29 protein-coding genes are annotated in these 21,939 nt (G+C 38.4%); 1 reads left to right on the top strand and 28 read right to left on the bottom strand.

The window, feature by feature from the left end; all coding sequences use genetic code 11:
• Positions 1-3 precede the first annotated feature (3 nt).
• From F0527_RS07600 to F0527_RS07465, 28 genes are all read right to left on the bottom strand, one after another.
• Positions 4-618: a DUF2612 domain-containing protein gene (locus F0527_RS07600; protein ID WP_150284363.1), complete on the bottom strand. Its 615-nt coding sequence runs from the start codon at positions 616-618 to the stop codon at positions 4-6.
• On the bottom strand, positions 611-1,792 hold the full coding sequence (locus F0527_RS07595) for a baseplate J/gp47 family protein (protein WP_223823538.1): 1,182 nt from the start codon (positions 1,790-1,792) through the stop codon (positions 611-613). The genes F0527_RS07600 and F0527_RS07595 overlap by 8 nt, the downstream gene beginning before the upstream one ends.
• Positions 1,779-2,150 (bottom strand): contractile injection system sheath initiator, encoded by a 372-nt coding sequence (locus F0527_RS07590; RefSeq protein WP_150284362.1) that lies wholly within the window; start codon positions 2,148-2,150, stop codon positions 1,779-1,781. Before F0527_RS07590 ends, F0527_RS07595 begins: the two co-directional genes overlap by 14 nt.
• A complete protein-coding gene (locus F0527_RS07585) occupies positions 2,147-2,455 on the bottom strand; it encodes a hypothetical protein (protein ID WP_150284361.1) in 309 nt (102 codons plus the stop codon). The genes F0527_RS07590 and F0527_RS07585 overlap by 4 nt, the downstream gene beginning before the upstream one ends.
• 47 nt (positions 2,456-2,502) lie before the next feature.
• The gene (locus F0527_RS07580) at positions 2,503-3,465 is read right to left on the bottom strand and encodes a phage protein (RefSeq protein ID WP_150284360.1); all 963 of its coding nucleotides are present in this window, start codon (positions 3,463-3,465) and stop codon (positions 2,503-2,505) included.
• Positions 3,458-3,835, bottom strand: coding sequence for a phage baseplate plug family protein (locus F0527_RS07575; RefSeq protein ID WP_150284359.1), 378 nt, complete (start codon positions 3,833-3,835; stop codon positions 3,458-3,460). The genes F0527_RS07580 and F0527_RS07575 overlap by 8 nt, the downstream gene beginning before the upstream one ends.
• A 41-nt stretch (positions 3,836-3,876) precedes the next feature.
• A complete protein-coding gene (locus tag F0527_RS07570; protein ID WP_150284358.1) occupies positions 3,877-4,461 on the bottom strand; it encodes a LysM peptidoglycan-binding domain-containing protein in 585 nt (194 codons plus the stop codon).
• Positions 4,461-8,849: a phage tail tape measure protein gene (locus F0527_RS07565; protein WP_150284357.1), complete on the bottom strand. Its 4,389-nt coding sequence runs from the start codon at positions 8,847-8,849 to the stop codon at positions 4,461-4,463. Before F0527_RS07565 ends, F0527_RS07570 begins: the two co-directional genes overlap by 1 nt.
• Positions 8,842-9,045, bottom strand: a complete 204-nt coding sequence (locus tag F0527_RS07560) for a hypothetical protein (RefSeq protein WP_150284356.1) — start codon at positions 9,043-9,045, stop codon at positions 8,842-8,844. The genes F0527_RS07565 and F0527_RS07560 overlap by 8 nt, the downstream gene beginning before the upstream one ends.
• Positions 9,029-9,319: a hypothetical protein gene (locus F0527_RS07555; protein WP_150284355.1), complete on the bottom strand. Its 291-nt coding sequence runs from the start codon at positions 9,317-9,319 to the stop codon at positions 9,029-9,031. Before F0527_RS07555 ends, F0527_RS07560 begins: the two co-directional genes overlap by 17 nt.
• Before the next feature lie 67 nt (positions 9,320-9,386).
• Positions 9,387-9,788 (bottom strand): phage structural protein, encoded by a 402-nt coding sequence (locus F0527_RS07550; protein ID WP_150284354.1) that lies wholly within the window; start codon positions 9,786-9,788, stop codon positions 9,387-9,389.
• A 46-nt stretch (positions 9,789-9,834) separates the two neighbouring features.
• Positions 9,835-10,854 (bottom strand): DUF3383 family protein, encoded by a 1,020-nt coding sequence (locus F0527_RS07545; protein ID WP_150284353.1) that lies wholly within the window; start codon positions 10,852-10,854, stop codon positions 9,835-9,837.
• On the bottom strand, positions 10,854-11,324 hold the full coding sequence (locus F0527_RS07540; RefSeq protein WP_150284352.1) for a phage neck terminator protein: 471 nt from the start codon (positions 11,322-11,324) through the stop codon (positions 10,854-10,856). Before F0527_RS07540 ends, F0527_RS07545 begins: the two co-directional genes overlap by 1 nt.
• Entirely contained in the window at positions 11,317-11,694 is a 378-nt protein-coding gene (locus tag F0527_RS07535) for a hypothetical protein (protein WP_150284351.1), read from the bottom strand. The genes F0527_RS07540 and F0527_RS07535 overlap by 8 nt, the downstream gene beginning before the upstream one ends.
• Complete coding sequence (locus F0527_RS07530; RefSeq protein WP_150284350.1) at positions 11,678-12,292, bottom strand: hypothetical protein; 615 nt, start codon at positions 12,290-12,292, stop codon at positions 11,678-11,680. The genes F0527_RS07535 and F0527_RS07530 overlap by 17 nt, the downstream gene beginning before the upstream one ends.
• The gene (locus tag F0527_RS07525) at positions 12,292-12,636 is read right to left on the bottom strand and encodes a DUF4054 domain-containing protein (protein WP_150284349.1); all 345 of its coding nucleotides are present in this window, start codon (positions 12,634-12,636) and stop codon (positions 12,292-12,294) included. Before F0527_RS07525 ends, F0527_RS07530 begins: the two co-directional genes overlap by 1 nt.
• 17 nt (positions 12,637-12,653) lie before the next feature.
• Positions 12,654-12,953, bottom strand: a complete 300-nt coding sequence (locus F0527_RS07520; RefSeq protein ID WP_150284348.1) for a hypothetical protein — start codon at positions 12,951-12,953, stop codon at positions 12,654-12,656.
• A gap of 12 nt (positions 12,954-12,965) precedes the next feature.
• A complete protein-coding gene (locus F0527_RS07515; protein WP_150284347.1) occupies positions 12,966-13,862 on the bottom strand; it encodes a DUF2184 domain-containing protein in 897 nt (298 codons plus the stop codon).
• Between the two features lie 15 nt (positions 13,863-13,877).
• Positions 13,878-14,324, bottom strand: coding sequence for a structural cement protein Gp24 (locus F0527_RS07510; protein ID WP_150284346.1), 447 nt, complete (start codon positions 14,322-14,324; stop codon positions 13,878-13,880).
• Positions 14,324-14,605, bottom strand: coding sequence for a DUF6275 family protein (locus F0527_RS07505; protein WP_150284345.1), 282 nt, complete (start codon positions 14,603-14,605; stop codon positions 14,324-14,326). Before F0527_RS07505 ends, F0527_RS07510 begins: the two co-directional genes overlap by 1 nt.
• An 11-nt stretch (positions 14,606-14,616) precedes the next feature.
• Entirely contained in the window at positions 14,617-15,714 is a 1,098-nt protein-coding gene (locus tag F0527_RS07500) for a DUF2213 domain-containing protein (protein ID WP_150284344.1), read from the bottom strand.
• Between the two features lie 24 nt (positions 15,715-15,738).
• Complete coding sequence (locus tag F0527_RS07495) at positions 15,739-16,002, bottom strand: hypothetical protein (protein ID WP_150284343.1); 264 nt, start codon at positions 16,000-16,002, stop codon at positions 15,739-15,741.
• 16 nt (positions 16,003-16,018) lie between these two features.
• Positions 16,019-16,765: a phage head morphogenesis protein gene (locus F0527_RS07490; protein WP_150284342.1), complete on the bottom strand. Its 747-nt coding sequence runs from the start codon at positions 16,763-16,765 to the stop codon at positions 16,019-16,021.
• A gap of 2 nt (positions 16,766-16,767) precedes the next feature.
• On the bottom strand, positions 16,768-17,043 hold the full coding sequence (locus tag F0527_RS07485) for a hypothetical protein (protein ID WP_150284341.1): 276 nt from the start codon (positions 17,041-17,043) through the stop codon (positions 16,768-16,770).
• A complete protein-coding gene (locus F0527_RS07480) occupies positions 17,044-18,396 on the bottom strand; it encodes an anti-CBASS protein Acb1 family protein (RefSeq protein WP_223823537.1) in 1,353 nt (450 codons plus the stop codon). It abuts the gene before it with no gap.
• An 8-nt stretch (positions 18,397-18,404) separates the two neighbouring features.
• Positions 18,405-19,697 (bottom strand): PBSX family phage terminase large subunit, encoded by a 1,293-nt coding sequence (locus F0527_RS07475; RefSeq protein ID WP_150284340.1) that lies wholly within the window; start codon positions 19,695-19,697, stop codon positions 18,405-18,407.
• On the bottom strand, positions 19,694-20,587 hold the full coding sequence (locus F0527_RS07470) for a terminase small subunit (protein ID WP_223823536.1): 894 nt from the start codon (positions 20,585-20,587) through the stop codon (positions 19,694-19,696). Before F0527_RS07470 ends, F0527_RS07475 begins: the two co-directional genes overlap by 4 nt.
• Positions 20,588-20,657: 70 nt before the next feature.
• Positions 20,658-20,864, bottom strand: a complete 207-nt coding sequence (locus tag F0527_RS07465; RefSeq protein WP_150284339.1) for a hypothetical protein — start codon at positions 20,862-20,864, stop codon at positions 20,658-20,660.
• A 254-nt stretch (positions 20,865-21,118) separates the two neighbouring features.
• On the opposite strand from F0527_RS07465, the gene F0527_RS07460 reads away from it, so the two are divergent.
• Positions 21,119-21,874: a DUF4393 domain-containing protein gene (locus F0527_RS07460; protein ID WP_150284338.1), complete on the top strand. Its 756-nt coding sequence runs from the start codon at positions 21,119-21,121 to the stop codon at positions 21,872-21,874.
• The last annotated feature ends 65 nt before the right edge of the window (positions 21,875-21,939 follow it).

Genomic DNA, 21,939 nt, shown 5'->3' with positions numbered 1-21,939 from the left:
CTCCTATATTGGCAACACAGATTCTTGAGCAGGTATTAGAATAAGGCTTAAAGTACCTTTATCGAATCCATGCTCTCCAAATTCAGGTGTGTCATATTTCTTTGAGAATCTAAATGTTCCTGTAAAATTTGCTGATGCAACACGAACATCACCAGGAGTTACTTGTTCAATTAGCTGGATTAACTGACCCGTAGTTAATTGAGAGTCATTCACAACTTTTAACGGGATTTTTTCAACCACTAATGCAAGTGGTTCACTTCCACCCTTTTCAATAACTGATTTGAATTGCAGATCAGTCGGCGAACAATTCAACGTATTAGCCATCGAATCAATGATAGCGTTCCAGGTTCCATCTGACTTACTTCTGATTCTTTTCGATTTAATCATCATGCGATATTGAGCATCATTCGCAAGACCTCTAGGCTGGTTTGTGTCAGCCCCTATTAAATCCAGTTCTTTCCCTTCGGCTTTATCTACATCAACCCATTCTCGCATCGTCTGAAGCGTTTCTTGCACATCTTCATATTGTTGGTTGAATACATATAGAATCTTTACTATGTTAGATGCAGGGTTTTTGCTCAAGGCATCAGTTAACATATTAAGCATGTCTTTAAGCATTGATAACCACCTCAATGTCATCCAATTTAAGTTCGGCCACTTGTCTTTGAGTAATGATAATATTTTCAGTGCCCAAGGAATCCGAATTTAAACCAATTTGGATTGATATGTCATCTATCCCTGCTACCTTATATAAAGCGCTGTAAAGGCGAGATACTATTACATCCGAACCCATAGTTAAACCTTGTTGTTCTTCTCCGTTCGAATCTAAACCGCCAATTACAGCGATTAAAGCATCCTTTAATTGCGTAATACCATCTGCTTCAAATTCTGCATTCGTTTGTACTTCTAATTTCACAAACACTGTTACAACTGAAGCAAAATCAAAACGGATATCGTGAGTATTCTGTGAGTTATCAGCAATTAGAGTAGATTGATCACCTACTGTTTGAGTAGTGGCTGATATACTATCAAATAACGCTTGTGCAACCGCCTCTTTGCTACCACCTAAAACATAAGCATGTACTGACTTTGGGGGATTGCCGTCATTATCTACTTCCATGGATTTGTTATAAATAACATTTGCCGAACGTACTCCTGACACGTTTCTTAATGCTAATTCAATTGCTGATGCAGTACCTTTTCCATTGGATTCGTTTGCCTTGAGAAGACGATTACGATAGGAGGTAAGGGATTCCATATCACTCCCACCAGTTGCTGCTACAGGATTCGTAACAGAGTGAATATCTTCTACAGGGTTCACTATATTTATTATGGTATTTGCTGAAACATTGGTATAACTACCGGTATCGACGCTAATTGCTTGTCCCACACCATTACCAGAGTCGTCTAAAGTTACATCATCTAGTAAAGCAAATTGGATATCCCCTTCTGTTGAATAGGTTTCTTCAGCTTGTATAATGTAGCCTGGTGCTCCAGTGAATTGTAAAGGTACATAAGAATTTGTAGCTGGATTTCTTGGGATATTTTTATCTCCGCCATGATAATCCAACGATACGCCATCGGCTTTTTTGATAAAACGACTGTTGTAAACAGCTTCTACAACGTCCCAAAGCTTTGCATAAAAAAAAGCCATCACTCTCATGATGATGCCTAATGGTGTATATGATGATAAATTTGTGTTTTCACCAAATTGTTCTTTAAGCTTCTCTTCCATCTCATCTAATAAATCCGAGTATGTTTTTCGAGAAAAACCATTCTTATTCAGAGCCACTTAAATCAACTCCCTCTAAGCTTATGTTCAGCCCATCTGTTTTAACGAGATCTAAGTCAATGGTAGAGGAACGGCCTTGACGGGAGATCATTATATTTTCTGCTCCCTCTATGATATTTTGGTCTGTTAACACTTGCAAAGCTTCTAACACACTATCTGAAATTTCTTCATCTTGGACCAATTTGTTTTGCATAAAAGAAGTGTCTAACCCGATATTTTCATCCAGTTCAAACTCTCCCTTTCGTATGCTCAAATTCATCAATGCCCCTTGTGCGATTTCTTCGTCACCTTCTACCATTACAAGGTTTCCGGCTTCATCAAAAACAAAATCACCATCTACAACCTTTAAAGTTTTCACCCATCAAACACCCCTATAATTATGGCATCATTACTACTCATCAAATCGTAAGAATCTGGATCTATGAATTTAACACCATCTAGATTATCCATATTACGTTGAATAACATTATAGAAAACAAGTGGATATTGACCACTTTCACAATCACTTTGGCAATGACGCATCACTGGACAATCTTCAATAGGCGATTGTTTAAATAAATTGTCGTCTTTGTCAGCTGTTAAGAAGAGAGGTTGAATATCTGCTCGTTTAGTGGCCGGATTATATTTAATTAATTTCGCTGGTGCTGCAGTTGCTACTGACAACAAAATTTCTCTTTGAAGATTCGTAAAGAACCTAGAAAATTCGCTCATTATTCAATCACCTCAACTTCTGTAATAAAATCTGTGCCATCATACATATGCTGGCCTTTTCTAGCCCGATACTTGCCGTTAGCCGTTTTGCTTTCAATCTTTATGATAGATGCAGTGGTAATGCGATGTTGCAGTAAACAACGGACGCTGTAGCCTTTAAAATCATCATCCTCATATTGTTGAGGTGATTCAATTAGGCCTGTCGAAGAGCTCAATGTAAAGCGCTCGTCATTCCCTGTTTCAATGCTTCGAATAACCATCTTCCCGCGCCGCCAATACATAACCGCATCACAATCATTTACAACTGCATTCAATTTATTTTCAATTTTGCCTGTCACTTTGTAGCCTTTTTTGTATACTTTATCTCTTGGCAGATTAAACTCAGCAAATTTAATCCCTAGAATACTAGATAATCTTTTGATAATAGTAGATGCTTTAGTTCCTTTGGCAAATGTAATATTCAATGTCTGTTTGCGCCATTTAGCTACCTTCACCGTTTTAAAGTTAGTGGTCCTCGTATACTTACGACCATTTGTACCTACATGTGTTGTTTTAATTGGTTTCTTTAATTTCACACGTTTATTCACGAAATACTTCTTAGCTGCATCAGCTGTTTTATGATCAACTTTAACTCCGCTATAGTCTTTACCTTCTTTAAACTTGACCGTTGTAACTTTGTCTACACCTTCATATTTCGTTGTAACTGAAGTGATTTTACCTTCTACAAGCAATCCATAATCATCTTTATAGCCAGCGCTTAAAGAAACGTTATATCCTTTTTTTATTTTGTTAATTGTGTCCTTGGTTAGATTATAAATCTGGAGGTTGCTTATATTCGGTTTGCTATCATCGTCAAAAGGGACAGTAAATCTAATTTCCAGATCATCGCCATTAAACTTTAAATGGCCTTTAGGTGTTTCAATAGTTACCTTTGTAATTCTACGAAACAATTGATTAGTCATCCCACTCACCTAAATTATCATCATCTTCTATTACATCATCCAATTCATCATCAGATAAATCATCGATTGTTAGAAAGACGGTTTTATAAAAATTCTCTTTCGAAACATCTGTAGCAATGCCTGATTCATCAAAAGGCACTATGGAAGGTGCGGGTAGTCTCTCATCGACAATTGATTCAAACAATGGCCTATTTAGTACCACTTTCTCACCAAGCACAATAATAGAGCCTTCATCATCCCATAAATCTACGGTGTAAAAATCGAATGTCTCGTTATAGTTAATCCCCATCGTATAATTGTCTTGTTCTAGGTCTATCTCAAACTGTACGGGTATTTCAGAAACATCTAAGTCGATATAACTTCTTTTCATTGCTTCACCACCAAAAAGAGTACCCGTTAAGGTACTCTTGATTATTTAACACGCATTCGTCCCCCTGCTGGAATAGAACGATCCGGCCATTTATTTAACTTTCGTAAGGCAGCTATTGTAGTACCATATTTTTTAGCGATGTTAGAATAATTTTCACCTGGCTTGACTGTGTGATATTTTTTTAAAGCCTTACCAGTCCCTGCTTTGCCTTTGTTTGATTTCACTGTTTTCTTACCAGACGTTTTTTTCTTCGTTTTCTTTTTGATATACGGTGTTTTGGTAATTCGAACTTTTTGCAGTTCCATAGTGAATTCAAAGCCATTTCCGACACTCGATGTGTAAGTTCCTGAAAAGCTTGTAATTAATACATCTTTCGCATTTAAACGCCCGACATACTTAATAGCTTTCCCATCATTCATGAGATTCTTTAAATGCTTACGTTTATCGTTAGAGTTCTTCACTTTTCCTTTGTCGAGGATTTTCCCACTAATTGAAAATGTATCAGGATTCCTTTGAACACTATCATTCAAAGGTAATCCATCTTCAACTGGATAGGCGGTGACGTTAACGGACGAGTTAAACGTTTCTTGCATACTATCAATATGATAATTGTGTATTTTCGCCATTAATACGCCACCCCACTATCGAATAAACCTCTCATCTCTTTGAACGCTGCTTCTAGGGCCTTATTCACCGCACGTTCTATTGCTGATTCAGTCGTTTCATCTTTGGTTTCAACATTGACAGTAATTTGCGGGCTAAAATGAATAACCGTTTCGCCTTTTTTGTTCAGTAACTCATTTGTTTTACGATTATTGTTAACATGAGAACCGAATGGAAGATCTACAAGCTCAGGACCTTCTTCGCCAACAAGAACTTGGCCAAAGTTATTCTTCCAGCCACCAGTAGCAAATCGTTTCTTAGGACTGCCACCCATACCACTAACATGGACGTGATTCATGTGGCCGGTTGCCCAACCAGGCTTACTACCATCGCCGTATTTCCTTCCAAATACAGTATTGTCACCAATCGTGTAAGAAACGCCTGGCAATCGAGAAGCCCATCTAGCGACTTCCTTATAACCACCGTTTGAACCAAATCCACTTAAATCGATAGCGTTATGTCTACCGTGATCATAAGTGTCTCCTGGTCTATGACCGCTCGTTATTATCAATCCTCTACCAAGAGGAGAGCTCATGATTGTTTTGGCAACATTAAACAAAGAATCATAGACACCGTACTTATTGCTAACGGATCCACCACCGACTCCGCCACCAAAGAAAGGTATTTTATTCGTAACATAGGAAATAGCAGCATCTTTTAATTTAGATAACGCTGCCGTACCAACACCTAAAATGTCACTTTTTAGACTGTGTTCTTTAATGTAGTTACCGATTGCTTCACTAGGATTCGTTATAAAATCTAAAGCCTTACTACCAAACTCCACGGCTTTTGAAGCAACGTTTTTCACTTTGTTTCCAATGCCTTTTGCATAACCAGGCATAGAACCTTTTAAGCCACCAGACATCATCTGTGAAGTTTGAGATGCCGTTAAAACTCTTGTTCCACGGGGTAAGTCTACGATTTCAGCACCTTTTGAACCAACTAAACGAGCATCCCCATATGGAGTATAAGCTAACTCTGGGCCTTCTTCTCCAACAACAGATGGTCCACCAGGATGATAGTTAGTTCCTCTAGCATTTGACGCTATACTGTTGCCTTGGTTATTGATAACCTTTGACTTAGCAGAAGTTGTATAACTCGTGTTGTTTGTTGAAAAAGTCGGAATACTAGCATCAGAACCAAGAGCTTTTAATCCCTTGTTAAGGAAACCTGCAATTCCATTCCACACGCCCGCTAATCCTTGCTTAAACTTATCCCACTTAGTCAACACTTGGCCCGTTTCCCAATCGACTTCTTTTACGTGTTCTTCAGCTTGTTTTTTGGCTTCATTCACAACATTTTTATGCATATCTTTTGCGGCATCTTTTGCAGCATCACGAGCTTTTTCAGCGTTATCTTTAATAGCCTCATACTGCTTTTTAGTTATAGACTTGTTGTCCTTATATTCTGTGTCTGCTGCTACAATAACTGCTTTATATTTTTTTTCAGCTTCTTTGATAGCCGCATCTTTGGCCTTTTTAGATTGCTTAACAATGTTTGCTGCTTGCTTTGCGCTAATTCTTCCACTTTCGTTTTTTAGCATCGTCATAATTGTACGTTGCTCTTTTGCAGATTTAGATAGCGTTTTGACAGCAGAAGAACGCATCTTTTCTTGTTCTTGGTTAATTTCTTGGCGTTCTTCTTCAGTAATCTGTCTTTTTTCTTTTGCAGCCCTTTTAAGAATACGATTGATCCTACTCTGTGATTTACGAACAAGATTCTCACGAGCTTTATGGTTGGTATCCATATTCTTTAAAATCAACTTTTGTTCTTTTTCGGATAGACCAGACTCCTTAATAAAACTGCTTAATGTTTTTGTTGTCTTACCGAACTTAGTCTCCATTGATTTTTCTATCGTATTAGCCATCTTGCCATAGGTATCAATCAAAGAGTCCGCTGTTTTAGTGGATACCTTTTGTCCACGATAATATAAAAGATTTAACTGCTCTGAAGCCTTGGTATTAAGCTTTTCATATGCTTTTATAGCACTTGTTGTTCCTTTAGAAACGCCTTCAAAGTTCAATCCGTCTTTTAACGACTTTTTAACTTTAGGTAGATTCTTTTCAAGAGACTTCTGTGCACTTGCACCAAACTTTTCACCAAATATGGATCCTGCAATACCACCAACGACACCACCAATAGCTGTGCCTACTCCAGGAATCACCGAACCAAGCGCCGCTCCTGCAGCTGCCCCTGCTGCGCCACCAGCTAATGAACCACCATTTGAGCCGAGATTCTCTTTTCCACCCGCAACTAATAAACCGGCTCCAAGTAAAGTGCCAAGGATAGGAATCTTTTTACCAATAGATGTTCCTGTTTTAAGGAGACCACCCTTGCCGACTTTTCCGAGACCACTTTTCCCCGCTTTCCCAAGGAAAGTAACCTCTTTACCATTCTTTGTACTGCTAGTAAGGACGGTTCCACCTGTACCACGTGCTTCAGCGTTTGCTAATTGAGCACTTGTATTACGTCGTAAGGCAGCTGTTTCTACATCGATTGATTTTGCACTTGTAGCGTATTCGCCCGCGCTACCCTTCCGCCACTTTCTCAATTGCGCGCCAGCTGAAAGAAGTTTTCCATAACCTGTTACTGCTCCGCCTACCGCTAAAGCCAGTAGACCTATTCCTGTAGCGGCTCCTGTTGCGCCAACCGCTATTAATCCCCACTTCGCAATTGATTCTTTTGTTTCCTTGTTTAGGCTATTAAACCAATCAGATAAACCTTCAACTTTTTCTGCTGCATAGTTGAAGGTAGGAATTAATGCTGTTCCCAAATCAGTTGCTAATGTTTCTACTGAACCAGTTGCATATTCAATGGACCCTTTAAGGGTATCCATCTTCTTCTTGGCTACATCTGCAGCAGTAACACCTTGCATTGCTCCGTTCATGTCCTCAAAGCCTTTTTTACCGGCTTTAGAAGCAATCGTAGCTGCTCGAATAGCATCTGTGCCAAACATAGTCTTCAACGCGTTAATCTTTTGTTCTTCAGACAAACCTTTAAGCGAAGTTTGAAGCAATCCAAAGATTTGTTTCATATCTTTCGCTTTACCATGCTGAGTAAAGAATGCTGAAGAAACTAATCCAGACTGTTTAACTAATTTGTCGTATTCTTTTCTTATCTTTGTTGACGATGCACCTTCGCCAGCCTGTACGACAGCTAATTGTTTTAGTCGGTTTACAACACCATCATAAGAAATCTCAGTTGGTTTCAATCCACGTTTAACTAAATAATTGTAACCATTTGTAATACTGATTTGCGCTAATCCCAACGCTTCCATTTGCTTTGCTGCCTCTTCTGTTTGAGGAGATAAGTTTAGCAACATGGTTTTGAGTGATGTACCTGCATCCGAACCTTTAAGTCCATTTTGCGCTAATACTGCAAGAGCAGTAGAAGTAGATTCAAACGATTGACTCACCATATTAGCAACCGCTGCAGATTGAGATAATGCAAATGACATTTCCCCAACGTCAGTTGCAGAAGCATTGGCCGCACCGGCAAGTAAATTGGCCGCCTTGGCAGAAGTAAGCGAAGTATCATTAGTAAATAAATTTAAAGCTGTAGACATCGTTTCCGCAGCCTTAGCCAGATCTAACTCCCCGGCAGTAGCAAGGTTAAGAGAATCTTTTAATCCTCCACTCAAGATATTTTGAGTGTCTACACCCGCTTTAATTAATTCTTGAAGGCCTTGCGCTGTCTCAACAGAGCTATATTTCGTGTCTGCCCCTAATTTCATAACAGTTTTCGATAATCGATTACCGTACTGTTCCCACTCATCAACAGACATCAAGGCTTCTGAATCTTTCATGCCTTGCTCAAAATCAGCTGCTTTTTTAAGAGAATAACCGACAGCCGCTCCACCCACTAGAGTTAATTTACCGAATGTGCTAGTGATTTCTCTACCAAATTCATTGATACTTTTACCCGTATCTTTATATTTCTTGCTTAACTTTTCTAATCGGTTAGACGTTTGTGAAAGATTATTTGCATGGTTCTTTATTTTTCTATCTTGTCTTTCTACACTTCGTCCTACTTCTTCGTTAGAATCTGCTAATTTCTTATTTTTGGCCGAAACTTTTTCTGCTGCTTTTTCAGCTTCACCGAGACTACGATTACCTTTATCTACTTGATTTTTTAGTGATTCTGCAGCATCTTTCGAATGCTTATATTGTTTACTTAAACCTTCTTGCTGTTTATCAACATCCTTGATTGCCTTGCCAGTTTTATTTAAGGTATTTTCGTAGTGTCTTGCCTCGTTTGCAGTATCTTTCAAATGCTTGTCGACGTCTTTTAAGCTTCTATAATCAACGTCGACAGCTACTTTCATGGTGGTGTTTCGTAAAGTTCTAGCCATCTACACCACCACTTCCTTTCAATGCTTCTTGTTTCATCTTTGCTAGATGATAAGCAAGGCCAAGTTCATACGCTGTCATCACTTCTACTTCTTCTTTTGTTGCAATGCCCATAATAATCGGAAGATAAATTCGATAATTAGATTCGATGTAATCCTTATAATAAGCGTCTGTTTGAGTTTTACAGCAATGTTCCAAGAAAGCGGTCAGCTGCGTTTAACACCTCACGATATCCTTCGTTTTCATCCCAGTAATCCCAGTTTGTTTGCGGTGAAGCAATAACTTCGTTCATCAGCTTATCATTGTAGATTGTCTCTACAATTCCGTTCGGTCCTTTTGATTCGTCTAGAATTTCCTGAACACGTCTTGTACCTGGGAATTGAAAAGTATATTTCACTCCAGAACCTTCGTGTGTATACTCCTCTTGTTTTAAGAATTTCGTTGTTTTTTCTTCTGTTTTAGCGTTTGCCATGGTTAAATTCCTCCAATTAATATGTTTTTGGGTAAATAAAAAGAGCGGATTGCTCTACTCCTAAGCATTAATAGTTTGTAACTTCAAAATCGCCAACTTTAATTGTATAAGTACGTGCTTCAACACCATCAGAATAAGTGGCATCTGCAATTTTAGTCACAATGCCTTGTGTTCCACCGCGTCGTTCTTTGTTGACTGGATCATCAACATAGATAGGGAAAAACTTCTTTGCATTTGAATATCCGTTCAAGATTTTATTGAATGCAGAAGTCTGATTTAAAGTTAATGTGATAGTGCCAAGTTTTGAGTTATTTAAAGACCAAGAAGTTTCTCCTTGGGCATTGGATTCGGCATTTACACGATCTTCATCAAAGTTTGCAGTAACGAAGGTGCCTTTTTTGTATCCTGTAACGATTGCATTGTTGAGCGTGGTAGTGATTAAACTAGCATCATAGATAGCTGGTTCCATAGGATTAATTCCTCCTTGTTTTTAGGTAAAAGAAAAGCCATGTCCATTAGTTACTGGACACGACCGAACCTTTTACATTGATTTTGTGTATTGCTCCTTGGGCACTGTAATCAAACGTTAGGCCGCTATAAACACGACGAAGAATGTCTGCCGGTTTACCTTCATCAAACGACTTTGTATAAACGTTAAAGTCATATTTATCTTCCTCGTTTACTTCGATGATGCCTTGTTGGCCGGCAGTAGTTAATGTACTTGTTGCAACTGCACCAATCAGGGATACTCCATTTGAATTGGAGGGAACTTTATCGTTATTAGCTAACATCGATTGTAAATTGGTTTCCATATTAGCTTTAATCCAATCTCGACCATGATAGAAGTCGATGTATTCACCAGTTGCAACTAAACCTTCTGAGGTTTGTGGGATACCCGCTTTAAGCACATAAGCATTAGCACCTGCTTCATGAAGCTTGTCTAATGCATTTGGCGCAATCTCTATTGGCGTCACACCTTTAAGATTTTTTCTGAATTTCCATGTGATAGAGCCCACCATTAAGTTGGCTGCATCCCCAATAACTGCTCCATCCAATCTTTCACCGTCATTGGTGTGGTAGTAAATAATCGTATGAGCATTATTTTTGAATGCTTCTACTTCTTCTAGATCACTTAATTGTACAACCGCAAATTTAAAATCATGTAACTCTACTTTATTAGATAGCACAAGTCTTTCTGGTGGTGTACCATCAGCTAATAAAGCAAAGTGCCATGACTTGTCAAAGTATTCATCTAACACTTCGGCCAAGGACTCGCCAAGGGCAGGAGTCTCACCCACATAGGTTGCTACACAAATCACATCAGGTTTATTTGTTTGCACATAAATCGACTCAGCCAATTTATAAGTAGCTGTTGTGATATCGTAATCTGCCTTTAATTCATCTAATGATGTGTCTATGCTGTACTCTTTGTATCCAGCCTTGCTACCCGCTACAAGAATTAATGGTCTCCCAAGACCAATAACTGGTGCTGGATGCAACACATCAATGACTACATTAACGTCTTTTGCTGTCATTATTTAAAACCTCCAATATTATTAATTTCAATTTGATCAATCGGTGTAACTGCATCTGAATAAGGATCTTGCACACGCATTAATACGTCAAAACCTGCCGAACGTTCATATTCAATCGATATAAAGTTATCTCTCCTATCAAAGTCCGTTACATCGACAATTACTACTTCTTTTTCTGCAAAAAGAGCCCTTCCTACAGAAGATTTAAAGTAGGATTCACACTTTTTAGCCAAATTTAAAACGCTCAATGAACTTGTATCATGCCATGTTAGGGATACTGTAAGTTCGAATGGAGCGTTATCATCGTCATGCTGTATGGTGATTTTAGGACTCGTGATTGAAAATGTTGCAAATGGATAAGGCGGTTGATCACCAGTGCTATTAGCTTCAATGCATGGGTAATTTGTTAATGTTCTAACTGCTTTAATGAGAGAACTCGTAATTACCTTATAATCAAAGTACTCAGCCAAATGCACTCACCCACTTCAATTCATATTGTGAGAAATCTGCAAACCCTTCATAACCTGTTTTACTTTCAACTGAATACTTTTGGTTATCATGGACGACTTCTGCCTTGCTAGGAATATCCATGTTTATGATGAGTTGGCGGCTTTGTTGAGTTAACCGACCGCCAGACTGATAGATCTCATTAGCTGAATAGGGAAGCATAACTCCTCTAGCTTCAATTGGTTTTGGATTTATTGGTGTTTTATTCCCCTTCCATTCACCTGTTTCCTCATCATAGCCACCATTATTGCTTTTGTCGTTCTCTGTAGTGATAATTTGTATGTCTGTCTCATAATCCTGCAGCATATCACCAAACTCAAATAAAGGAGCCATCATCCCTCACCACTTTCCATGTAACGTGTTGTTTTAGTTGTCCCGTATCAATCAGCGGATTTGAAGAACCCTTATTTGCAACTGTTAATGCTGCATTCTTAGGGGTATGAAGGTCATTCATTTTCTTTTGAATATCCCCCGCGATAATGCCGCCTAATCGCTCAAAAACATCTCGCGCTTTAATCTCCAACTCACAAACTCTTTCAATCTGTGATTCTAGGAAATCCATCCACGCATCGTTCTTCTCATCGAAGGTCGATCTAATAAATGAACGTTCAGGAATGTTGACTGACTCTTTCAAGATGAACATTACTTCTATGCCACCATTGCCTTTTGCGATAGCCAAAACGTTCTTTCCTTTCGGTTTGAACAATTCATTTCCGAAATCTGCAGGACGTTTTAAGCCCGCTGCTTTCGTCGGAATAGCCAAATACTTCTTTTTGGCCCGAATCTGCATACCGAACTCATGAACATAAGCAAGCATCGCATAAAAAGAATCATCTGAACCAAAAACACCGATTTCAATGGCGTATCGATCTAATTCATCTAATTCTCTTTGCAACCGCATTAATTGTTCGTTATCATCGAATATTTCCATTAGATCACCGTCAAATTTACTTTTTTATCACTATATAGCTTCAATAACCGCTGATATTCTTGTCCATACACCGTAGATTCAAGCCCTTTGCGGTTGTCGACACTTCCTGAAGTAAAGGTCCGTTTGATAGGCCCTACCGTTTCAGATTGAGTTTGACGTATATTAAAAGAGCCATAATGAGCCGCTAGATAGCGAGTAAGTCTCTCTTTATATTTGTCCTTCACCTTTAATTCAGACACCTCTAACGAAGCGTCCTCAATTAATAAAAGCACCTGTTCATCTGTTAAGGATGAGAGGTGCTTGGCTATTGCTTTTACATTTTCAACAGTAGTTAGTGGCACCATAACTTACCACCTTTCGGCTATTCACCCTTTATTTCAGCAATGCGTTTATCAATGGCCTCAAGAACTGTTTTACGACTCTCATTTTCCTTCATAGCTTCGAGCGTATCGACATCAAACGTATCGTCGATGTATTCGATAGTGTCTTTTGCACTTGGTTTACCTTTTGAATATTCAAAAACGCCCTGTTCATCTAACTTTGCCATCAGTGGATGTGCTAAGAAAGCTTCAAAGGCGTTTTCTTCTACGTTGTTGGTACCGATATTTAAAACTGTTCCATTTGCTTCATACGAGTGATTTCCTTTATTTTGGACTAACATATTATCTCCTCCTTAAATACCGTCTACACGGCAAATTGCCATAGGATAACGAACAATTAAACCTGTTGTACGTTCCTCAAAAGGTACTTTTGTACGTGGGAATGCGTATTCTTGTGGATGACGCATGATATCCATTGGAATACCAAGCTCCACGACGTCTGCAGAAGAATCAAGAACCACAAAGCAGTCCGTTCCTGCTGTCCCTTTACCTTTTAGATCATTTACTGTTTCGATTCGTGCAAAAGTATTTTCTGATTGCAAGTATTGCAGTGCCGTTTGCTTTGTAAATTCGTTATAGATTTTACGTTGCAACTGTTGTTTTGCACTAGGAGTTAAAAGCAATGTATCCGCTTCATGACCGTTTAAAATGTCTACTTTACCTTTAGCCGTTAAGAGATCATCGATAATCTCTTCACCAGTTTTATCTTTCCATGCCGTTTTAGTTGATTCACCTTGAGATGCTGCAAGCACTTGAATACCTGTAATATCAGTTAAACCTTTGATGTTGTATTTTGCATCGCCTGAAAATGCGATTTGGTTTTCTTTTTCAGCAATAGCCTTGCGTACCAATTCAGCTTTTGTTGTATCGATAGAAATACCAAGCATGTTTGCTTCCCTTACTTCTTGGATATCGACACCAAATGCAGCTGCAATTGAGTAAATCTTCACAGTATCTTCTGCAAGATCAGCATCTACTAACGGAACATCAGATGCTCCAGCAGCTAGAATTTTAGCAGCACCTGAACGAGTCAAGATGTTATAGGAGTAAGTGCGAGCACCTGCAGGTATATCTGTTTTTAAAGCAAAAATTGAACGTGCTTTTAATTCGCTTTGTTTCGGTTCAAATACGCGTCTATCCAACGCTTTTAAGTCACGTGGATTGATTAAAGAATCTGTTGTGTATTGCATATTGGTTGTTCCTCCTTATGGTAAGTTGATTTCAATTTCTACTAGTTGATCAGCAGATGCATTCATTTTAAAAACTGCATTCGCTACAGATACAGTACCATCAGCTGTAAATTTTTTTGTTGTTGGGTCCACTTTGACTGGTTGCCCATTCAACACTTCACCACCAGCCATAACAAAAATACGGCCACGTTTTACAACTGCCACTGGATCTCCTACTTCATATTTTTGGTCGTCTTTCTTTTCGATGTAATCATGACCTTCTCTTGCTAAGGCTACACCAATGACTTTTCCGCCATCTTTAACCGGAGTAATAGCATCACCTGTTGCATTTAATTGAACTGCTTCACCATAACGAACAACTTCTTCTGCGGCATACGTATCTGCTTCATAATCTTGGTAGTTTGATAGTTGACCGGCTTTACCTGCGACCGGCATGTAATCAAAGTAATTTGTAATTGGCATTATTGTTCCTCCAATTCTATTTTTTTATTTTCAAATTTTTTATAAGCATCGAAATAAATTTCGTTCTTGTTGCCATTGAGTGTTAATTCGTAATACATTCCATCAGGTAGGTTAGTACTTAATAACGCTTTAGCATTTTGCAAAGTTTTGGAGTACCAAACCACATATACGTCTTCTTCAGTAAACGAGGCAAGTGCGCCCTCATCTGTTTTATCAATATGTGATCTAGCGTATTCATAAACTAGTTCTTTGCATTTAGGAATAAAATTACTAGGATTCATTTACGACACTCCTATTTACGCATGTTTAAGCGTTGATTTTTTATATCTTCAAGCTCTTTGTCAGTTTCTGCGCCATCTACTCGAGTAAATAACGATTGGTTACCTGTCGACTTAAAGCCATTCGCTTGCACTTGAGCAGTAGTCGCATCAAAGAAAGCATTGATATAATCATCTGATTTGCTATCACCTTTGAATTCTTTGTTAATCGTTTGGATAACAGCTTCTTTCACTTCGCGATCAGTTTTGCCTTGGAAGTCAAATGAATCACCGAGGAGCGGTTTTGCAGTAGCAATAAGCTCTACACGTTGTTCAACCTTCTTGTCGAGTTCATCAGCAGATAGTTGTTTCTCTTTCAGCTGTTTGATTTCCGCTTCTTTTGCTTTGATTGTTACTTCTTGGGCATCCGCTCGTCCTTGTAGAGCGTCTACGTCTTTCGCTTTCAATAATGCTGCATCTAACTTTGCTTGTTGAGCTTCTAAGTGCGATTTAACAGCTGAGTCTACTTCATACTCAACTGAATCTATTTTATACGTTGCCATATTTGATTGGCCTCCTTTTTCATTTTCAATTTGCCATGCGTCAGAGTCATTACGAATCCCTATTTCAGGACCAGCACGACCTTTCTCTACTACTGCCACATGATTGATTTCAATGTTTCTTTGTACCGCGTCAAAGCGCTGGCCATTGTATTCCCCATCTTGACTTACGATGTCACTTAAAAAACCGATGGAGACCTCACGCTTGCCGTTTTTAATCTTTTGGATTAAATCACTGTCTGTTACAGTGAACGACACATAAAGTTTGTCTCCATCGACTCTGGAATCTGTATGTGTTAGCCCTTTAGATAAATCTTTGTGATTATTCACCGTGACTAACTCTTGTGGATGCTCATCCGTAACGGATTTTGTACGAGCGGATATCATAGTACTAGCAGACAGGATATCTTCTGGCAATTTAGCTTCATATGTCGTTGCCCCATCACTACGACGATACGGAAAAACACCAGTACGAGCAATTGGCACATCCTTAAATGTGATATAGCCCTCTGGTGTTTCTAGATAATCTTTAATATAGGTACGGTCAAAGCGTTGCAGTTTCGTTGTTCTCACCACCTTTCGAATTTGTAAAAATAATTAATAAGTTACACCATTAGCGGCTAAATCAGAAAATGCTTTGCTTATTTGTTCTTTAATTTCACAAGGATTAACAGCTATCGTTATATTAATTGTGCAGCTTTTGATTTCAGTGCTTTCATTTTTACCTTCTCGGTACGAATGCTCCATCATCAAAGCTACAGCTTCAGCCTGGTCTAGAGTCAGATTTTTAAGTTTCTCATTACTACGTAAATTTGAAATGTGTCTGTCTAAATCTTTATGCTCAACTGCACCCTTTATCATTTATAATCATCCTTTCTTATTCAAATACCGGATATGCTGTACACCTACATCTATACGGTTCCCCTGGCAATCCCTCAGCAGGAGGTTGTTTGTAACTAAACACTCTGCTACCCAACGCTTGGTGGCTCTTGCGTACCCTTTCATCATTAGAAGTAACCCATTCAAATTTATTCACCCCCATGTGTTGATGTCGCTTTGCAACTAGCTGACCATGAATAGTCCCTGATTGATCCACTGCAATAAATTGCGCTCTCGATTGGCTTACATGGAACTGATTCACAAGTTGCTCACGGATCTCTTTTGTACTGGTGCCATTCTTCATACCTTCATACACAATAGCTTCAATCTTGCTATGGTGCTGTTCTGCAATGGATTTGATGTAACCCACATTTTGATTAATTGAAGATTGGACATAATCATCAATCCAATCCTCAAAGCTAATCGGATTAATGCCAGCTACCCTTGCCTGGTCGTTCATGTTTTTCATATTGAACAAATTCAAGCCAGAAACGAAGCTATTGGCGATATCAACTAGCGTGGAATCATTGAAAATGTTCAAAGTCATCGCCTTAATCAAATCAAGTATCCTTTGCAAAGCAGTGAGTTCATTTGCATCAGCTTGATAGGCCACTATTTGCGGTTTAATACCTTTGTCAAACTCTTGCAAAGTTATCCTGTGCATTTCTTTAACCAATTGGAGCAACCTACGTTGATAAGTAGCTGCTACGGCGTCCGGAAATCTTGTAGGTGGTATTTTCTTCATAGTTAAATCTCTTCTGGGAATAGAGTGCCATATAAAGCAGGGGATAATATCGCAACTCTGTTGTCATTTACTACAAGGTACTCGCCTGTCGTTCCCGTGTGCTCTCTTCCTTTCATGTCACACAGGGTAATTATTTTTGCGAAATTTGATAGAAAGGGGTCGTCTCCGTAATCTCTTGTTGTAGTTTCGGTACGCATGTCCCAATGTACTAAAATTCCCTTCCTTCTTAAATCACGTAAATACTCTTCCTTTACATCAATCACCTTTGTAATTTCCATTTACTCAACATCTCCTTTCCTGTTTTCATATCCCTCGTAAACTGACTTCGCTATGCCTTCAAAATCAGCACTATCTCCACTGTATTTCAATTCATCAGTTAAACCGAATTGCCCAAAACGAGCAGAGCGTACTTCATCAACTGATAAAACACCATTTGAAATGTATTTCTCGTCCGTTTCCGCTATTAACTTGCGAATCTCGGCATCTGTTTTGCTGTCAACTTGCCATAAAGGATTGAATTTGATTTCCCATTCAACACTTTCAGGATCCACGTTAAATTCTTCAGAACGCATAATCAATCGAATAAGCTGCTCAAGAAGCGGCTTCATGACGTTTTCTTGATCTGCTGCAATACGAGCATAATAGTTCATGACATCATACTGTGCACCTGCAATTGTTCCTGCTTCTTGGCCCTTCAATACTGTCTTAGGCATTCTTGCACTTGCAGACATGACATCCCAAACGAAGTTGATAAGATTGTCAATTCCACTAACGTTGGTTGTTTGTTTGCTAAGTTCTTCACTATCGCCAATCATAGCTAATGCTTCAGTCTTGAACATAAAGTCCATGAGTAAAGAAAGTCTTCGTTTGTCAGCCTCATCTAGGTCATTGATATCACTCGATTTGTACACTTTGAATGTGTAATCGTAAAGTATTTGCCCAACGCTCCATAAGGTCGTATCAAACACCTTGAATACATCGTTCATGGCTTCAATAAGCGACTGGCCCTGTTGTTCTCCTTCAATCCATCTGGTACGAGCATGAAGCAATCGTGATGTATGCACTTCTGCATTACCTTGATGCTCGCTCTGCATGTTTTTAGATGAACGGTCGATAATGAGCGACTGCAACTTGCCATAGTCATAGCTAAATACATCCTCATTTAAAATGAATTCGCTCACCTTAAGCGAACTAAATGCATGAAGATAATCAACAGACTTTACAATGTCAGGCATTGGCTTAGCTAAATCAACAATTGAACGTTGAGTGACACCCAGTGAGATAAAGCCATCACCTTGAATGCGCTCTAGTTGAAATAGCTGCTTAAATTGATCCTTTGCTTTTAAATCAGCAAGTTTACTCATGATATTACGAGCCAGTTCGTCTTCTTTACACCGTAGAGAGAACCAATTCCTAGTCATGTCCTCTGCCGGAATATCCACCACGTTTTGCACGATACGATTCCCAGCATATAAGTTGTTTAAATCTATTGGAGCCATGCGAGTGTATGCACCAGGTACAAGTCGGGAAACTTTGTCTCGATGGGTACCACGGCCAACACCATCCATAAAGTCCGCTACATACCGCTCCATTGCATCTAATCTTTGCGTTACTGCTGTTGTTTCTGTCATTTAATCACCTATTTTCCTAATAACCTTTCGTATCTATCAATTGCACCCTTCAAATCGCTAACTTCATAGTCATCTAGCGCGTACCAAATAGCACTAAATGTATGAGGATCAATATTAAATTCATCCGGGATAATTTCATCATTCTTATTTTTCTTATAAGTCAGCGATTTCAGTTCATAAATCGTATTTTTACAGGCATCGGAGCAGATAATACGCTTAAACCGTTTTATTTTACGTGTATATTGCAACCGCGAACCTTGAAATTTCTTTGTCGCCACCATGTTAAAGCCTTGTTGACGGTAGAATTCAATCGTTTTTGGCTCTGCTGAATCCGCTCGTATACGCTCTCTTGTTTCTTTAAATTCAGCAATTTCCAAAGCAGTCTTATCGTCGGTCATCTTGTTTTTGTAATACTCATAATAGATATACAGATACTTACTCTTCTTATCGACAGCAACACGGATTAAAGCGTTATACGATTCTTCAAAGCCAAAGTCCATGCCAGCACGGAAGGTTAGAAATGGCTTTCTGGTTTTTACAATCTTCATTACTTCCTCATGTGGCATCACTTCAAATTGTGGTAGCACTTTAATGCCATTTACACCGAAGCGGCCTTTTCTGGCTACTCGATATAAATCTGGATCATAGTCCTTCATTTCATCCAGCTGGTCAACATAACTTTCAGGCAAAAATAAATTATCATCAGCTGTTGAGTGATGATAATACGTGTCGTTTGTTATGATTGTTCGTTTTTTGTATAGCTCTTCGTCATCTAATACCAATCGATTGTTTAAATCATCCTTAAAGAAATGCTTAAACGACCAATTATCTGTACTGACAGGATTTGTTGAAAGTATCATATGAAGATTTAATGTAGGATGCCGTAAACGGCCTAATAACTCTTTAAAGCCTGCATATTTAACCTCACTACATTCCTCAAGCCATACAATTGAAATGTTATTGATGGATTTCAACTTTTGCGGCTTGTCCATCCCTTTGAAGATGATTTTTGACCCATTAGGAAAGCGGATTTGCATAGGCGAAACCATACATTTCACTTTGTGGTCTAACCCTAAATCAATCACGATTTCTTCTAAGAGGGAGTAAGTAGAATCCCTATGCGTATCATATACTTCCCGAACAACCAAAGCCGTCCGCTTCTCGTCCAACAATTTCAAGATGAGTTTTAATGCAACATGATAAGACTTGCTAGATCCATAACCACCTACAAGAAATTGGAACTTGGTGGACCAATCGAACAGAAAGTCATCAAAATGCGGATTGACTTCCTTTTCCATCATCTCTCACCCTTTCGCTTAATCACAATTTCTATCGGCTGGTCATCATCTTTAGAAATGTCAGCTTTTAGCTTATCGATTTCCGACTTTGTTTTTTCTATCTCCAACTTAGCCTTTTCCTTTTTCAGCTGCTTTAGCTGCTTTTCATCTAGAAGATCCATATGCTTCGACAAATACTCTAAGGCTTTCATCTTGTCGGCTAGTTTCACCGTAATACCGTCTCTGCCTTGCTTAACTTCTGCAATTAGAGTGCCATCAATATGGGTGGAATCGGCTAGTCTAACATAGCTGTATGCTTGCTTAACTATATTTCCATTTGCATCAATCTTAGGGAAGCCATCTTCTTCATAAACAATCTCTTCTTCAGTGCCGAATGTCATGTATTCCGTAACATCAGCAAATGCTATGTCTATCCACTTTTGAATGAGGACTTGTTTACTTAATAAAGCTTCATTTGTTATTTCATCGCGCACACGGACAATTTCATCACGTATCTTAGGTTTCTTTAGGTGACGAGAACCTTCCACCATTGCCGTAGTATAAGCACACTCGTATGCTCTTTGATAAGCTTTTGTAGCATTCCAACATTTCACATAATATGCTACAAAGAGCCTTTGTTTATCGGTTAAGTCATTATCCTCCCTCACAACTATTTCCGATTCACAAGGCTCTTTTTTTACGTACTTTTTATTCGGACTAGCTTTGTTTTTTGTGTGCACACATCTTTGTTTTGTGTGCACACTTTTTTCATCCACTTCACTGTCGATTTTGTTCCATTTTCGTGTTTTCCATGACTTTACTGTATTGATAGTGACATCATATTTTTTAGCAATATCCTTATACTTCATGCCATTATCATAATCGACTTTGGCGAGTTCATATTTCTCAACCACTCATTCACACCACCTCCTGGATAGGTCATTTTTTGCAAAATAAAAGCACCACCTTTAAGTGGTGCCTTAGCTATAAAAATAGTTTTATGTATGTATAATACATTACAATTAAAGTGACAACGGTTGCTATAAAATTTCTAACTATCGCCGGAACCTTAATCATACTTAAGATGAAACTGGTTAGCCCGTATGCTATTACAATTGCGAGTGCAAAACTCATAAGTTGCATTCCCATAGTATTCAGCATCTTTGTTAAAGGGCCATCGATTTTATCCATATTTTTCTCCTCACTTCCCCATCAACTATATTAAAAAACGACAAGGGAGTATATTACATTTCTGATAACCATAATAAAAAACGTTCCGAAGGATGCTTAACTACTTAACTTCGCTATTTTTATTTATTTGACTACAAGCAACTGTCATCCAAAAGCCAATTTGAAATATGAAGAATGATGTCAAAAAAGGGTGATTGAATATTGTTTCTATTTTTGATTCCCCCTATACTATTTTTAGAAAGGTTGTGAAACTATTGAAAATAGAAATTTTGCCAAAGTTCGTAGATGAAGCCGCAACTCCAGTAGCACAAAGTGTAGGTAATTCCATAGCTGGTGTTTGGAACTTGGTTTTTGGTAATCATGTATCCCTTTGGTTAAAAAAGCAAGAAGTAAAACACCAAAGAAATTATGAGGATTTTGTATCCCGAACAAATTCTAAGGTTGAGAGTATCCCGGAAGAAAATCTGAAAGAACCAGAGATGTATATGATTGGTCCAGCTATAGAAGCTTCTAAATATTATATTGATTCAGAAGAGTTGAGAGAAATGTTTGCTAATTTAATTGCTGCTTCTGTAGATTCAAGAATAAATGAAAAAACTCACCCATCTTTTGTGGAAATTATAAAACAACTAAGTCCTTTGGATGCTTTAATACTAAAGAATTTTCTTATAGGAGAAATATATCCTATCGCTCGTATCAAAGTAAGCAACCAAGTTAAAAGTGAATATAGAATTATTTATGAAAATATTATGGAGTTTACACCAAAAGAAGATTTCGAAGCAACAATTTCCTCTATTAGCAACCTCCAAAGGCTTGGATTAGTAGTCATTGACTATAATCAGTACTTAACACAACCATTCACTTATGATTATATTGAACAGTCACCAGCATATTTAAAATCTCAAGAATATATTGACGACACTTTTTCTAAAGTTGATTTTAATAAGGGTATTATATCTATAACGCCTTTAGGTCGTAACTTTGTTCGTACATGTTGCGCTAATTTTTAAAGCAAGATTAATCAAGTTAACTACTCTTTTAAGGACATCCTTATGATGTCCTTTTTATACGGAAC

Source organism: Rummeliibacillus sp. TYF-LIM-RU47, from assembly GCF_008638315.1.
In the GTDB taxonomy this organism is placed as follows: Bacteria; Bacillota; Bacilli; order Bacillales_A; family Planococcaceae; genus Rummeliibacillus; species Rummeliibacillus stabekisii.
Note: the sequence above shows the minus strand (reverse complement) of the source record. Positions and strands in the feature narration are given on the sequence as shown.